Origin of the sequence: Tenacibaculum piscium (assembly GCF_021390715.1) — a bacterium.
Lineage (GTDB): Bacteria > Bacteroidota > Bacteroidia > Flavobacteriales > Flavobacteriaceae > Polaribacter > Polaribacter piscius.
The window spans coordinates 147,734-163,584 of the sequence record NZ_JAJGWT010000002.1 but is presented as its reverse complement, the minus strand read 5'-3'; the positions used below and the strand labels follow the sequence as shown (position 1 = coordinate 163,584).

The following is a 15,851-nucleotide window of genomic DNA, read 5'->3' as shown; positions in this document are numbered from 1 at the left end:
ACGTTGAGCAAACAATTGATTGTAAACCATTACCAACAATCTGATACTATCAAACAGATTGTTAAAGAGCTTCAACAAGAACAAAACCACTTTCAAATATCGAATTTGGTGGGTTCTTCGTTGTCTTTTGTTATTTCTGAAACTTTTAAAAAAGCCGAAAAACCTTATGTATTAATTTTTAATGATAAGGAAGAAGCAGCCTATTATTTAAACGATTTAGAGCAATTATTAGGCGATAAAAATGTGTTATTTTATCCAGGTTCGTATCGCCGACCGTATCAGATTGAAGAAACAGATAACGCCAATGTTTTATTGCGCTCAGAGGTTTTAAATCGGATTAATTCGAGAAGAAAACCTGCAATTATTGTAACGTATCCGACAGCTTTATTTGAAAAAGTAGTCACCAAAAAAGAACTTGATAAAAACACTTTGAAAATTACAGTTGGCGAAAATTTATCTCCAGATTTTGTAAACGAAGTATTGTTTGAATATCAGTTTCATCGGGTCGATTTTGTTACTGAACCTGGTGATTTTTCAGTTCGTGGAGGAATTATTGATGTTTTTTCATTTTCGAATGATGAACCTTATCGAATGGAGTTTTTTGGTGATGAAGTAGAAAGCATCCGAACTTTTGATGTGGAAACACAGTTATCAAAAGAAAAACAACAGAAAGTAAGTATCATGCCTAATGTTGAAAACAAAGGGCTACAAGAAAATAGAGAAAGTTTTTTAAAATATATTTCAGCTAAAACAGCAATTTTTGTAAAAAATAGGGAAACTATTATTTCTAATTTAGATACATTTTTTAAAAAGTCTGAACTTTCATTTGATGAATTATCGACAGAAATAAAACATTCAAAACCATCTGAGTTATTTTGTGATGGTGCTTTAATTCAACAAGAATTACAACGATTTACTACTGTAAATATGAGTAAATCTGTTATCAAAAATGTAACAAATATTACTTTTGATACACACGCACAGCCTTCTTTTAATAAAAAATTCGATTTATTAATTCAGAATTTTAACGAATTTTCAGCAAAAGGATTTACTAATTATATTTTTTGTTCTAATGATAAACAAGCTCAGCGTTTTCATGATATTTTTGATGATAATGAAGCCGAAGTATCTTATGAAACCATTGTTTTTCCTTTGTATCAGGGATTTGTAGATATTCAAAATAAAATTGTTTGTTATACTGACCATCAAATATTTGAGCGTTACTATAAATTTCGCTTAAAAAATGGGTATGAAAAAAAGCAATCCATCACTTTACAAGAACTTACCAGATTAGAAATTGGCGATTATGTAACACATATCGATCATGGAATTGGAAAATTTGGAGGGCTTCAAAAAATTGATGTAGAAGGAAAAAAACAAGAAGCAATTAAGTTAATTTATGGGGATAGAGATATTTTATATGTAAGTATTCACTCATTACATAAAATTTCAAAGTTTAACGGAAAAGACGGAAAACCACCTAAAATATATAAATTAGGTTCGGGTGCTTGGAAAAAAGTAAAACAAAAAACCAAGGCTCGAGTTAAACATATTGCGTATAATTTAATTCAATTATATGCTAAAAGAAAATTACAAAAAGGCTACGCTTTTGCTCCTGATACGCACATGCAACACGAGCTGGAAGCAAGTTTTATTTATGAAGATACACCCGATCAATTTACATCAACTCAAGATGTAAAAACCGACATGGAAAAACCGCAACCCATGGACAGATTGGTGTGTGGTGATGTTGGTTTTGGAAAAACAGAAGTCGCTATTCGTGCTGCTTTTAAAGCGGTGGATAACGGAAAACAAGTAGCAATTTTAGTTCCTACGACTATTTTAGCGTTTCAACATTTTAAAACTTTTTCGGAACGTTTAAAAGATTTTCCTGTTACGGTTGATTATTTGAATCGTTTTAGAACAGTAAAACAACGAAATACTGTTTTAGAAGGTGTTGCAAACGGAAGTGTTGATATTGTAATCGGAACGCATCAATTAACTAATAAAAAATTACAATTTAAAGATTTAGGATTGTTAGTTATTGATGAAGAACAAAAGTTTGGAGTTGCCGTAAAAGACAAGCTAAAAACTATCAAAGAAAATGTAGATACGCTAACATTAACTGCTACGCCAATACCAAGAACGCTACAATTTAGTTTGATGGCGGCTAGAGATTTATCAGTAATAAAAACAGCGCCACCAAATCGACATCCGATTGAAACCAATGTCATCCGCTTTAGCGAAGAAACAATTCGTGATGCAATTTCTTATGAAATTTCTCGTGGAGGACAAATATTTTTTATCCATAATAGAATCGAAAATATTAAGGAAGTAGCAGGATTATTACAACGTTTAGTTCCGAATGCTAAAATTTGTATCGGTCATGGGCAAATGGAAGGGAAGAAGCTAGAAGAATTAATGCTTGCTTTTATGAATGGTGAATTTGATGTATTGGTGTCAACGACTATTATTGAAAGTGGATTGGACGTGCCAAATGCGAATACTATTTTTATCAACAATGCAAATAACTTCGGATTGTCAGATTTGCATCAAATGCGAGGTCGTGTAGGGCGTTCGAATAAAAAAGCATTCTGTTATTTTATTACGCCAGCGTATCATATGATGACTGAAGATGCACGTAAACGTATCGAAGCTTTAGAATTATTTTCAGAATTAGGAAGTGGTTTAAATATCGCCATGAAAGATTTAGAAATTCGTGGCGCTGGAGATTTATTAGGAGGTGAACAAAGTGGATTTATCAATGATATTGGCTTTGAAACGTATCAGAAAATATTACAAGAAGCTATTGAAGAACTGAAAGAAAATGAGTTTAAAGAATTATATCCTACGGATGAAAATACGCCGAAAGAATATGTAAAAGAGGTGCAAATTGATACTGATTTTGAAATTCTTTTTCCTGATAATTATATCAATTCGGTAACCGAAAGATTAAGCTTGTACAATGAGTTAGGAAATTTAACAAAAGAAGAAGAGTTATTAACATTTGAAAAACAAATTGTTGATAGGTTTGGAGAATATCCACCAGAAGTACAAGATTTATTAGATAGTGTTCGCATAAAATGGCTTGCGAAAGAATTAGGTATTGAAAAAATCATATTAAAGCAAAAACGATTATTAGGATATTTTATAGCAGATCAACAAAGTAAATTTTACGAAACTGATGGCTTTACAAAGATGTTACAATATGTGCAAGAAAATCCAAAAAGTTGCGTGATGAAACAGAAAGAAACCAAAAATGGTTTACGTTTACTCATCACTTTTATTCGAATTGATTCAGTAAAAACAGCCTTGAATTTATTGCGAGAAATATAAAAAAGTCAAGTGAAATTAAATCAATGTAAGGCAAGGGGTTGAAACCCCTTGTTGAAAAAAATATAAAATGCAAAATAATCATTCAAAAAATATATCGGGCTTGTTATTGGCAACCTTATTTGTGAGTACTTCTGGAGTTTTAGGAAAATATATTGCAATGCCTTCGGAAGTAATTATTTGGTTTCGCTCGGTGTTTGCGATGTTAATTTTATTGGCTTTCTGTAAGTTTAAAAAAATTGATTTAACCATAAAATCAAGCAAACATATTTTTCCCTTTATTATCAGCGGAATTTTTATGGCAGGGCATTGGATTACCTATTTTTATGCCTTAAAATTATCGAGTGTTGCCATTGGAATGCTTTCTTTATACACCTTTCCTGTGATGGTTGCTTTTTTAGAACCCTTATTTTTAAAAGTAAAATTTAATCCGATTTATCTTGTTTTGGGCTGCATGGTTTTGCTAGGTGTTTATATTTTAGCACCCGATTTTAATTTAGAAAGTTCGAATGTTCAGGGGATTTTATTCGGATTGCTTTCGGCATTGTTTTATGCTATCAGAATTTTGATGTTAAAGCAATATGTAATTCAATATAACGGAACTATGTTGATGTTTTATCAAACTTTAATTATTACGGTTTGTTTGCTTCCTGTATTATTTTTTATGGATATTTCAGGTTTTGAAAACCAATATCCGTATGTATTATTATTGGCACTTTTAACTACGGCAATTGGGCATAGCTTAATGGTACATTCTTTACAGTTTTTTACGGTTTCAACAGCGAGTATTATTAGTAGCGTACAACCTATTTTTGGGATTATTTTGGCATTTATCTTTTTAAATGAAATACCAACATGGAATACTTTTATTGGTGGTTCTTTAATTTTAGCAACGGTGGTTATTGAGAGTGTGAGGAGTAGGAGGTGATTGAAAAGTTGTTTTATAAAATTTTATTCAGCAACATATTCTTGTATTAAAACATCAGTAGGAATATGCAATGAATCACTTATTTTTCTAATCATTTTTAAAGTCAGTTTTCGTTTTTTATTTAAAATTTCACTTACTCTACTTTTAAAACCAAGAAGTTCTGCAAGGTCTTTTTGTTTCATTCCCATTTGCTCCATTCTGAATTTAATCGCTTCAATAGGGTCAGGCATTTCAATTGGAAAATTTTCATTTTCATATTTGTCAATTAGAATGGTAAGGATTTCAAGTTCATCTCCTTTTTCTGTTCCTTTTTTTGCATCAAAAATAAATTCAAGTCTATGAAGAGCTTCTTGGTAATCTGCTTCGTTTTTTATCGGTTTAATTTGCATAATTATAATTTGTTAGCATTAATTTTATCATATTCGGCATGTGTTCCAATAAATAGAATCCAAGATATTTGAAATTCAAAGTTCATTTTAACAATGAGTCTATAATTATTTCCTTTAATATTGAAAACTATTTTATTGTCTTTTAAAACACTAGCACTTGGGTATTCTATTTTTAATTCATTGATGTTTTTCCAAGATGCTTTTTCTGTTTCTCGATACCAAGCTTTTAATTGTTGTTCACTATCAGCGTGTTTTTCCCAAAATTCTCGTAGTGTTCTTCTTGATATTATTCTCACAAATTTATTCTTTATATACTGCAAATATAATAAAAAGTTCCCGTTTTGGTATTTTCATGTACTTTTTTATTATTTACAATAATATTGTATATAGTTTTTTACGGTTTCAACAGCGAGTATTATTAGTAGCGTACAACCTATTTTTGGGATTATTTTGGCATTTATCTTTTTAAATGAAATACCAACATGGAATACTTTTATTGGTGGTTCTTTAATTTTAGCAACGGTGGTTATTGAGAGTGTGAGGAGTAGGAGGTGATGGGGAATAGTTTTTTTGTATGATACTTTTAGGCTAACATCCTCATAATTTAGGTTCTAATTAGTTTTAAAATTAAAGAAAGCGTAAATTTAAAAATTAAAAAAAATGAATCAGAAAAACTATGAACAAACTCTTTGATATATGCGTCGATATTTTACAATACGTAGGAAATGTAACAGGATTAGGGTATAAACCTGCAAATATTTGGATTTTTGTTATTATTCATCCACTTCTAACAATTTATTTTTTCTATTTATGCCGAAAATATAAAAAACGATGTAAATTATTAAAGGAATCTTCTGAAAAATAAAAACCTTATTATAGGTAGCGCCTGTTTAAATTTTACTTAAAAAAAATTTAAACAAGCGCTAAAAAACCTAATACCCTTTTTGTTGTTGTTGTATGATACTTTTCATCGTAACATCTTCGTAGTTTCGGCGGACAAAGGTTAGTGCATTGTATAATATTTCGCCCATTCCGTCGCTATCTCTAAAATTGATATCACCTGTAAAATCAAAAATTTCAGCTTTTAATTTTTCGATATTCTTCGGAATAGAAATAGTGTCAGATTTCATCGCAGCAAGCAATCTGTTTAAGCGAGAACGAGATCCTAAAATACGTTTAGCTACAATTGAGCGTTCTTCCAATTGATATTGTTCAATAGAATCTGAGGTTAATTTTTGGGCGACTAATTGCACAAATTTTAAATTTTCTTTAAAAAATTGTGGATAATACACTTTAAATTTTCCTTCATAACATTGCTGATCAAAATCGATGGGTCTAATTTTATAGATGACATTTTCAAAATCGTGCGTAGGAACGACCACGTAATTATACGAACGCATATCACCTAATAAACGAATCATACAGCGTTCGTTAAACTTCACAAATTCTTTGGCTATTTGTGCTTTTTCAATATCAATACAATCCTCTAAATAATCATTAATAAAAACATCTCCAGGAATCCCTGAAATATGTTCTTCAATTAAGGTGTCTTTATACACCAAAAAATTTAAGTTATAAGGTGATAAAATATCTTCTAATTCGAGTCCATAAATACGAGAAGCATCGGTTTTTTTAACGTAAAAATAGGTGTAATTATCATTTAAAATATTACGAACTTTCACTCTAAAAGGTTGTGAATTTCCGAAGGTACAGAAGTCTACCGCATCAACATTTAAGTGTTGAATACTAGCATCAGAACCATTTGAATGTAAAATATTATATATTTTTTTTAAGCTAAAATCGATTTCTTCTCGTTCGAATTCATTGTAATAAACGCGGACCCATAAGGTATCTTTATCATTTTTATCATAGACCGTAATTGCGCCTTGATATCGCAATAAATCGTCATAAAATATGGGTATTTGAATAGTGCGATTGTGTTTTTTTAAATAAAGTGCTAATTTTTTGGTAACAGGATATGCTGGTTTCCTTTGGGATATTAATTTTTCTTGTGTCATTTTTCTTACGTCAATTTTCTTGCGTCAATTTTTTAAAGATACTAAACTTCAAAGAGTTTCCCAGGTAAAGGTTTGAGAATTCCTTTGAGTTCCATTTGCAGTACTAATGATGATAATTTATATACAGGAATTTCACATTTATAGGCAATTACATCGAATAATTGTTTGCCATTTTGATGTAAGAAATCATAAATTTTTTGTTCTTCATTGGTTAGGTTTATAAATAATTCTTTTTGAATTGGTATTTTTTGTATAGTTGTTGGCACATCCCAATTGAGCATTTTGATGATATCTTTGGGGGTATTTAATAAATGTGCTTGGTTATTTTTGATTAGATTATTACAGCCTTTACTGTATACATCGGTTGTTCTACCTGGCAGCGCAAAAACATCTCGATTATAGGAATTGGCAATATCGGCGGTTACTAGCGAGCCTCCTTTTTCGGCAGATTCAATAACAATCGTTGCTTTGGAGATGCCTGCAACAATCCGATTTCGTTTTAAAAAATTTTCACGTAATGGAGCTTCTTGGTGCCAAAATTCGGTAATAAATCCGCCATTTTGGGTGACTTCAGCACAATATTGTTTATGTGTTTGTGGATATATTCGTTCTAAACCGTGTGCTAAAACGGCAATGGTTTGCAGATTATTTTTGATAGCCGATTTATGCGCACAAATATCGACACCGTAAGCAAAACCACTTACAATTATCGGATTATGGCTGGCTAATTCTTCGATTAATTGATGACAGAAATCACGTCCATAGGTGGTTATTTTCCTTGTTCCAACAATCGATATTATTTTTTGACTATTTAAATTAATAGTTCCATCTTTAAAAAATAGGATAGGGGCATCAATACAGTTTTTTAAATTCTGCGGATACTCAGCCTCTAAAAAATAAGAAAATTGAATGTTATTTTTTTGGATATATTCAAATTCTTCGGTTGCTTTTTTTATATTTTCAGGATTTAAAAGTTGTTGTATTACATGATTGCCGATGCCATTTATTTTTTGAAGTGTGCTTGCTTTTTCTTTGAATATTTGTTCGACATTTCCTGTACTGGCAATTAATTTTTTAGCGATAATATCACCTACATTTTTGGTGGCTTGTAGTCTTAAAATGGCTAAAATTTCTTCGGATTTCATAGGGCAATTGTTTGAATATCAAAATATAAAAAAGCAAAAATACGATTGGCAATACTTCCTGACAAGTTATAATCGGCTATAAATAATCAAAATTAAAAGCACTTGCTTTTTAGCTTTATGTATATTTGCATTAAAATTTAATCGATTTAATTGATGACAGCTAAAACACCTATAGAATCATTAACCGTACTAACGGACCTTGTTTTACCAGGGGAAACTAATTATTTAGACAACCTTTTTGGAGGTGAATTATTAGCCCGTATGGACAGAGCTTGTAGCATTGCGGCACGCCGTCATTCTCGAAGAATTGTGGTTACGGCTTCGGTGAATCATGTTGCTTTTTCAAAAGCAGTGCCTGTGGGAAGTGTTGTTACGGTGGAAGCAAAAGTATCAAGAGCTTTTAATTCATCTATGGAAATTTATGTAGATGTTTGGACGGAAGACCGTCAATCTGGTGTAAAAACGAAAGTAAATGAAGGAATTTATACCTTTGTCGCAGTCGATGAAACAGGAAGACCTGTACCCGTTGCACAAATAGTTCCAGAAACTGAATTAGAGAAAAAACGCTACGATGGTGCTTTGCGTAGAAAGGAATTAAGTTTGGTATTGGCAGGAAAATTAGACCCAAAAGAAGCTACAGAATTAAAAGCTGTTTTCTTAGGAAAAGAAGAAGAAAAATAACTAAGTAATCACAGCTTTATTTTACATAAATTTATAAAAAAACGATTGTTCTTAAAAGCAATCGTTTTTTCTATTTTTATAACTTCTGATATTCTGTTTAAATTTTATCAATTTCACCATTTTCAGATAAAAGGACGGCAACTGATTTTGTTTTTTCAAATTGAGAGAAAATAATAATCATAATTACGGTAATCGGTACACTTAAAATCATGCCTGTAATGCCCCAAATTTTCCCCCAAATTGCCAGCGATAATATCGTTACAAGTGGACTTAAATTCAGTGATTTACCAAAAACTTTAGGTTCAATAATATTTCCAACAATTACTTGAACAGCTCCTACGGCTATCAATACTACTAAGAAAGGAGTGAATTCTCCAAATTGAATTAAGCTAAAAATAGCTGGAAAAACAGTTGCAATTAAAGAACCAATGGTCGGAATATAGTTTAATAAAAAGATTAAAAAAGCCCAAAAAGGTGCGCTATCAATACCAACAATTAGCAGAATACTATAACTTAAAATTCCTGTAAGTAGGCTTACATAGGTTTTTAATCGAAGATAATTTGAAATTGAAAATTCAATTTTTGATAACATTCGATGCATATTTTCATTTTTATTTTCAGTATCTGTTTCATTCGTATAAAAAATTTTAGCAAGCTTTTTTTGTAGGCTACTTTCTTCTAAAAACATGAACAACGCATAAATGATAATCATAAAAGTATCGCCTAATAATCCGCTAATAGCATTGGCTGTTTCTGCTAATACGGCTCCGTAATTAAAATCGCCAAAAATTGTTTTGGCTGATTTTACAATATCAATATGAAAATAGTTGTTTAAATTTTTGATAACCACATCAATATTGGGTTCATATTTTGAGTACGAACTTGATAAATTCATAATACTATTGGTTATAATTTCTGATATAAAACTAAAACTAATAATAATCATGGTAAAGACTAAAATATTACTTAACCAAATGGGAATAAATTTTTTAGCAAAGGGTATTTTATAAATTGTTTTACGAATTTCACGTGTTAGAAACCAAAAAATCAGGGCAAAAATGAATGGAATAAGGATTCCTTTACCAATCACTAGAGCGGCAATAATGAAAACAATAATGATGATAAGATTTGCAGAATTTTTCATATTTTTTTGGTTAATGTGTACGAATCCATTTTGCAGGATTTAGTTTATCGGTATTTTTAAATAGTACAAAAAGCAACTTTGTTTTCCCTGAAATTTTATCGGTAAAAATTTTACCAATTTTATCGCCTGTTTTTACACGGTCGCCTTTTTTGACGTATACTTTTTCGAGGTTATTATAGGCAGAAATATAATTACCATGTTGAACTAACACTGATTTTTTACCTGCAGATTGTGTTTGTAGCGCAAGGATTTTGCCATTAAAAATACTTTTAGCATCGGCATTTTGTTTTGCGGCAATGTGTAATCCTGGGCTATTAATATTAATTCCAGAAAATGTTGGATGTGGTTGTACGCCGTATTTTCGGGTAATAATTCCTTGTACTGGCCAGGGTAAATTTCCTTTATTTTGTTCAAACTCAAGTAACAATTCTTTTTCATCATCATCTAAAACGAAGGTATTGTTGGGTTCTTTATTGTTTGCTTTTTCTTTGGCGATTAATTTTTGTTTTTCTTTTTCTTTGGCTTTTTCGTTGGCAATTTCTTTGTCGATTTCTTTTCTTTTTTTCTCGGCAAGTTCTTTTGCTTTTATGATTGCAATAGCTCTTTCTTTTTCATTTTCAATTTCGTTGGCTTTTTTTCTGGCTTTTTCGATTGCTATTTTTCTTTCTTTTTCTCTTTTTAGTTGGCGTTCTTTTTTGCGTGCTTTTTCTCTTGCTTTTTCTTCGGCTCTCTTTTTTTCATTTGCTTTTGCGATTGCTTTTCTAATTAATTTATCGATACGTGCTGTAATTTCTTTTTCTTCTTTTATTTTATCGAGTAATACTGTTTTGTATTTTTTTTCTTCTTTTTTAATTTTGGTGATTAAGATTTCTTGATTTTCTTTATCAGTTTCGATGGTTTCTTTTTGTAGTTTTTCATCAGAAATAAGTATTTCTTTTGCTTTTTTCTGAAGGGCTAGGGTCTTGTTAATTTCTTGAATTTCGGTTGTTTTTTCGATAATTACTTTCCCTTGTTTTTTTCGATATTCATTGTATTGTTGCATGTATTTGAGTCTTTTATAGGCTTGGTGAAAGCTTTTAGACGATAATAAAAACATGGTTTTACTTTGTTGTGATTTGCTTTTATAGGTTTTCACGACCATATCGGCATATTCTTTTTTTAAATTATTGAGTTGTCGCTTGTATTTTTTTATTTTCTGTTGATTTTCTGTTATTTCTGTTGAAATTTTACGTGCTTCTAGCTCAATGATTTCGATTAATTCGGCTCTAGTATCAATTTTTTGAGTTAAATCTTTTAAATCTTCTAGTGCGTTTCCTTTTTCTTTTTTTGTTTCAAAGAGCAGGTTATTAATTTGTTTGATTTCATTTTTAAGTTTTTGATGTTTTTCTTCAAGAGATTTTATTTCTTGAGAAAAGGCATTAAAATTTGTAAAGAAATAGTAGAAAAAGCAAAGATATACGGCGATATTTTTCATTATAATTTAATTTCTTTATAGCCTTTTGGTATTTTAAAATCAATATTTATGTTGGTGTTAAAGGCTACTGATTTGGTAATGATATCAATATTGGTAAACTTTTTAGGTTCTTTGGTGTGTATGTAAATTTGTTGAGGAAATAACACGCCTTTTTCATTGTAATACTTTGGATATGAAATATCTAATCGTTGTTTTTTGGAGGTGTTTACAATGGATTGTTTGTTTAATTTATAGTGTTTCGGATTGATTTGAAAAAAAATATCAAAAAGTTCGGCTTGTTTTCTAGGGGATAGTTGATATGCGTTATTATGAATGGCAATATTTTGTCGATTATCTCTAACATTCAATACCGATTGTCCGAGCAACATATTTTGTAATTGGTTGAAATTAAGGGTTGTTCCTAGTATTTTTTGTAGCATTTTAAAATCTCCATCAAAATAATTTTTATATAAAGGCGAATAAAACTGTATTTTATTTTGGGTGATTTTAGCTTTAAATACGGTAATAAATTTGGTTCCTTTGAGCCAGATAGTTTCTCCTTTTTCTATTTTCATACGTACGGAGAATGCTATTTTTTCTGTTGGGTTTGTATATTTTATTTTTAAGTGTGCGTCTACTGTTTTTTGTTTAAAGTTTGCTTGGATATGTTTTTTAGCTACGTTACGTGCGGACATTTCCTTAATAGCATTGGTATTTTCGATACTATTTTTGCTTGATTTACACGAAGTAATACTGATACAAAATAGGGTAATTAGAACAAAATATTTCATAAATTTTCAGGAATAGGGAATCAATTTAAGTCAGAATTACGATAGCGTTATAGTAGCGTTATGGTGTAATTTCGTTGGCTTTTTGTTGATATATTTTTGCTTTGTCGATTTTTTTTAATCCTTTGTATGCTTTGGCTATTTCCACATAGAATTGGGCTTGATTTTCGGTGGAATCAATTACAAAATCGATGCCATTTAGCAAATTTTGCAATGCTTTTTTGTATTGATTTTTATGATTGTTCGCTTTTCCGTTAATTAGATATACGAAGGGTTGCATTGGGAAAAGCATTATTCCTTGTTGGCTATATTTTATTAAATCCTTGGTATATTTTTGATTATTTACGTTATTATTTGTTTGAAAATTTAAAGATAAATTTTCTAGTAACAATTTCAAATTATGATATGATTTTTCTTTTTCGAAGGTACTTTTTAGTTTTTCGTTTTCCTTTTTTGTTGCAATTTTTTTTACGGTTTTTGTTGTTGAATTGCTTACAATATCTTTTTTTTGATTTTTTGTGTTGTTATTTTGGTTTAGTTTTTCTTGAATTTTTCGAAGTCTCGGATTTAAGAGTTTGGCTTTTTTTAAATCGGATAATACTTTTTTAGCACCAACGATATCATCATTTTGCAAATAAAGAAAGACTAAATTTTGTTGTTCTTTGGGATCTTTTTGAGCTATTTTTTCTTGTATTTTTATGGCTTGTGTAAAATCTTGAAGTTTTTTAAGAATGCTTACTTTGTGATGTAAGAGCCATTTACGTTGTGTTTCTTTTTGCTTTTTCCCTTGCTTTTTTTCTTGTGTATCAATTGCGAGATTGATGTATTGTAAGGCTAGTGTATGTTGTTTAAGTTCGGTATAATTTTTAGAGATTTCGAATAATACGGCGGTATTATTGGGTTGTATTTGGAGGCAATTTTCTAAATATCCGAGGGCATTTTTAGGATTAAAAATAGCTTTTTCGGTGAGTGCTTTGAAGAAATTTTCTTGAAATTCGGTATTATTTTTTTGTGCTTTAATGTTTAGAATAATGCACAACAGCAAAAATAACGGCAAAAATAGTTTAATTTTTGCCGTTAAAAATTGTGGGATATTTTTTTTATGTAAGGTCTGTGTAATCACCGATGCTTACAGATGTATAATTTGCATTATATTTTGCATGATTACCAATCATTGCGTTGTCTAATTTGGCATTTTGAATGCGAACATTTGTTTGAATTAATGAATTTACAATTGTTGAATTTTCAACAATACTATTTTCACCAATAGAAACATAAGGGCCTATTTTTGTATTTTTCAAAACAACATTTTTTCCAACATAACAGGGTTGAATAATTTCTGAATTTTCTAAAACAACATCATCAGCAACTAAATTATTTCCATCTGCTTGTTCGAATCCTAAAACTTGTTTGTTAGTATCAACCGTTGGATCTTTTTTACCACAATCCATCCAGGCATCTACTTTTCCAGGGATAAATTTAGCACCTTGTTGTTTTAAAGATTCTAAAACTTCTGTTAATTGAAATTCACCAGAAGGTCTAATATCATTATCAATTAAATGTTTAATTTCTTCACGAAGTTTATCACCATCTTTAAAATAATAGATTCCGATAATAGCTAAATCAGAAACAAATTCTGTTGGTTTTTCAACAAAATCGGTAATAAAACCATCTTTTAATTTTACCACACCAAAAGCGCTTGGATCTTCCACTTGTTTTACCCAAATAGCGCCATCTGCGTTTGCATCTAACGTAAAATCAGCTTTAAATAAAGTATCAGCAAAAGCCACAACACAAGAGCCATTTAAGGCTTCTTTGGCACAATAAATTGCGTGTGCCGTTCCTAAAGCTTCTTCTTGAATAAATACAGAACCTTTAGCGCCTAAGCTTTCAGCAATGGCGATTAATTTATCTTTGGTATCCGCTGGAAATCCTTTTGCAGTACTTCCAATGATGAAGGCAATTTCTTCAATTGGTTGGTTTACCACTGCGGTAATATCTTCTACTAAACGTTGTACGATTGGTTTACCAGCAATAACGGTTAAAGGTTTAGGAGTTGTTAAAGAATGGGGTCTTAATCGAGAGCCTATTCCTGCCATTGGAACTATAATTTTCATATTATTTTTATAATTTTTAATAAATTTCTATTGTTTTCTTATTTTAATGTTGCAATATATACTATTTAAAAAAAGTATTGAAAAAAAATTAGTATCCTTTTGGGATTGCTTGTATTAATTTTCGGGTATATTTTTTCTTTGGATTTCGATAAATTTCATCGGCATCATTAATTTCTTCAATTTTACCTTTGTTCATAACGACTAATTGGTCGGACATATATTTGACGACTGCTAAATCGTGTGAGATAAAAATATAGGTAAAATTAAACTCATTTTTGAGTTGATTTAAAAGGTTTAGTACTTGTGCTTGTACTGATACGTCTAATGCAGAAACGGATTCATCACAAATAATTAATGTTGGTTGTAGGGCGATAGTTCTGGCAATTCCGATTCGTTGTCGTTGTCCTCCTGAAAATTCATGTGGATATCGATAAAAATGTTTTTTTTCGAGTCCTACTTTTTCTAATAAATTCAACACATATTCTTTTCGTTCTTTTGATGAGTTAAGAATACGATGTACTTTCATGGGTTCTATAATGCTATTTCCTACGGTAATTCTTGGGTTTAGTGATGAAAAAGGATCTTGAAAGATGATTTGAATTTCTTTTCGTAATTTTTTCAATTCTTTTTTAGCGAGTTTTGTGCTATCTTTTCCTTTATAAATTATCTGTCCTGAAGTAGCTTTTTCTAATTGTAAAATAGTTCTTCCGAGGGTTGTTTTTCCGCATCCGCTTTCTCCTACGAGTCCGAGTGTTTCGCCTTTATATATTTTAAAAGATACATCATTTACGGCTTTCACGGTATTTTTTTTAGAAAACCAATTTGGTTTAGATACAAAATAGGTGTGTAAGTTTTTAATTTCTAACAGCGGTTTTTGTTGGTATATTTTCTGATGAAATTCTTGGCGTTCTTCTTGTGTATATATGGTTGTATTTACAGTTTTGTTGATAAAATCACGAACGGTTGGCAGTATTTTGAAGCGTTTTTTAGTGGTTGGTTTTGAGTTTAAGAGTGCTTTGGTATAATTTTCTTTGGGATGTAAAAAAAGTTCTTTGGTTGTTCCTTGTTCTACAATTTTTCCTTGACGCATTACGGCTACGGAATCGGCAATTTCGGCGACTAATTCTAAATCATGAGAAATAAAGATAATTGCCATTTGATATTCTTGTTGCAGTTCTTTTAAAAGCAGGATTATTTCTTTTTGAACGGTAACATCTAAGGCGGTTGTTGGTTCATCAGCAATTAAAAGAGTTGGTTTGCAGGCAATTGCCATGGCAATCATAACGCGTTGTTTTTGTCCGCCACTTATTTGGTGCGGATAGGCGTTAAAAATGGCATTTGCTCGTGGTAGTTTTACTTTTTCAAATAATGCAATAACATTTTTTTTTATTTCTTTTTTTGATAAAGAAGTATGTTTTTCAAATACTTCAGCTACTTGAAATCCGCAGGTTATTGTTGGATTTAAAGAACTCATCGGTTCTTGAAAAATCATGGCGATTTCTTGTCCTCTAATTTTCTGAAAGTCATTTTCATGATAATTCAGAAGGTTTTGTTTTTTAAATAAAATTTCGCCTGTGATGTGTGCAAATTTTGGTAATAATCCTAAAATTGCTAAGGAAGTTACCGATTTTCCACTACCACTTTCGCCAACAATTCCGAGTATTTTATTCGGATGTAGCGTAAATGAAACGTTTTGTATTACGGGAGTTTCGTTTTTAAAACGAATCGCTAAATTATGAACTTGAAGCATTTCTGGAAAATTTTAATAAAAGTAGTATAAAAAAAGCAGTATTTTTTTTTGACACCATTTTTTTGATATTCTTTTTTGATAAAGAAAAACTAAAGCATTTGCTCG

14 protein-coding genes and 1 pseudogene are annotated in these 15,851 nt (G+C 30.5%); 5 read left to right on the top strand and 10 right to left on the bottom strand.

Annotated features, from left to right (window positions below; genetic code table 11):
- Positions 1-3 precede the first annotated feature (3 nt).
- Both mfd and L0U77_RS02890 read left to right on the top strand, forming a co-directional pair.
- On the top strand, positions 4-3,336 hold the full coding sequence (gene mfd / locus L0U77_RS02895) for a transcription-repair coupling factor (RefSeq protein WP_233900704.1): 3,333 nt from the start codon (positions 4-6) through the stop codon (positions 3,334-3,336).
- Between the two features lie 67 nt (positions 3,337-3,403).
- Complete coding sequence (locus tag L0U77_RS02890) at positions 3,404-4,261, top strand: DMT family transporter (RefSeq protein ID WP_233900703.1); 858 nt, start codon at positions 3,404-3,406, stop codon at positions 4,259-4,261.
- 23 nt (positions 4,262-4,284) lie between these two features.
- Here L0U77_RS02890 and L0U77_RS02885 read toward each other — a convergent pair whose 3' ends face one another.
- The gene (locus tag L0U77_RS02885; RefSeq protein WP_233897609.1) at positions 4,285-4,650 is read right to left on the bottom strand and encodes a helix-turn-helix domain-containing protein; all 366 of its coding nucleotides are present in this window, start codon (positions 4,648-4,650) and stop codon (positions 4,285-4,287) included.
- Between the two features lie 2 nt (positions 4,651-4,652).
- On the bottom strand, positions 4,653-4,946 hold the full coding sequence (locus tag L0U77_RS02880) for a type II toxin-antitoxin system HigB family toxin (RefSeq protein WP_233883237.1): 294 nt from the start codon (positions 4,944-4,946) through the stop codon (positions 4,653-4,655).
- Between the two features lie 112 nt (positions 4,947-5,058).
- Here L0U77_RS02880 and L0U77_RS02875 point away from each other — a divergent pair.
- Together L0U77_RS02875 and L0U77_RS02870 are read left to right on the top strand one after the other, a co-directional pair.
- Positions 5,059-5,205: pseudogene (locus L0U77_RS02875) on the top strand (EamA family transporter); the annotation flags it as partial.
- Positions 5,206-5,326: 121 nt separating this feature from the next.
- Entirely contained in the window at positions 5,327-5,515 is a 189-nt protein-coding gene (locus tag L0U77_RS02870) for a hypothetical protein (protein ID WP_233900701.1), read from the top strand.
- A gap of 67 nt (positions 5,516-5,582) precedes the next feature.
- Here the strand turns inward: L0U77_RS02870 and L0U77_RS02865 are convergent, their stop codons facing one another.
- Positions 5,583-6,668 (bottom strand): hypothetical protein, encoded by a 1,086-nt coding sequence (locus L0U77_RS02865; protein WP_233883240.1) that lies wholly within the window; start codon positions 6,666-6,668, stop codon positions 5,583-5,585.
- A gap of 41 nt (positions 6,669-6,709) precedes the next feature.
- Entirely contained in the window at positions 6,710-7,813 is a 1,104-nt protein-coding gene (gene dprA / locus L0U77_RS02860; protein ID WP_233883242.1) for a DNA-processing protein DprA, read from the bottom strand.
- Between the two features lie 153 nt (positions 7,814-7,966).
- Between dprA and L0U77_RS02855 the strand changes: the two genes are divergently transcribed.
- Positions 7,967-8,494, top strand: a complete 528-nt coding sequence (locus L0U77_RS02855) for an acyl-CoA thioesterase (protein WP_101918537.1) — start codon at positions 7,967-7,969, stop codon at positions 8,492-8,494.
- A gap of 97 nt (positions 8,495-8,591) precedes the next feature.
- Here the strand turns inward: L0U77_RS02855 and L0U77_RS02850 are convergent, their stop codons facing one another.
- From L0U77_RS02850 to L0U77_RS02825, 6 genes are all read right to left on the bottom strand, one after another.
- Positions 8,592-9,638 carry an AI-2E family transporter gene (locus L0U77_RS02850; RefSeq protein WP_233897612.1) on the bottom strand — a complete coding sequence of 349 codons (1,047 nt, stop codon included), beginning with the start codon at positions 9,636-9,638 and terminating at the stop codon, positions 8,592-8,594.
- A gap of 10 nt (positions 9,639-9,648) precedes the next feature.
- Positions 9,649-11,112 carry a murein hydrolase activator EnvC family protein gene (locus tag L0U77_RS02845; protein WP_233897613.1) on the bottom strand — a complete coding sequence of 488 codons (1,464 nt, stop codon included), beginning with the start codon at positions 11,110-11,112 and terminating at the stop codon, positions 9,649-9,651.
- A complete protein-coding gene (gene lolB1 / locus L0U77_RS02840) occupies positions 11,112-11,882 on the bottom strand; it encodes a lipoprotein insertase outer membrane protein LolB1 (protein ID WP_233897614.1) in 771 nt (256 codons plus the stop codon). The genes L0U77_RS02845 and lolB1 overlap by 1 nt, the downstream gene beginning before the upstream one ends.
- 58 nt (positions 11,883-11,940) lie before the next feature.
- Positions 11,941-12,918: a hypothetical protein gene (locus tag L0U77_RS02835; RefSeq protein ID WP_233897615.1), complete on the bottom strand. Its 978-nt coding sequence runs from the start codon at positions 12,916-12,918 to the stop codon at positions 11,941-11,943.
- A gap of 61 nt (positions 12,919-12,979) precedes the next feature.
- Complete coding sequence (locus tag L0U77_RS02830) at positions 12,980-13,996, bottom strand: sugar phosphate nucleotidyltransferase (protein ID WP_233897616.1); 1,017 nt, start codon at positions 13,994-13,996, stop codon at positions 12,980-12,982.
- An 88-nt stretch (positions 13,997-14,084) separates the two neighbouring features.
- Positions 14,085-15,746: an ABC transporter ATP-binding protein gene (locus L0U77_RS02825; protein WP_233897617.1), complete on the bottom strand. Its 1,662-nt coding sequence runs from the start codon at positions 15,744-15,746 to the stop codon at positions 14,085-14,087.
- Positions 15,747-15,851 lie beyond the last annotated feature (105 nt).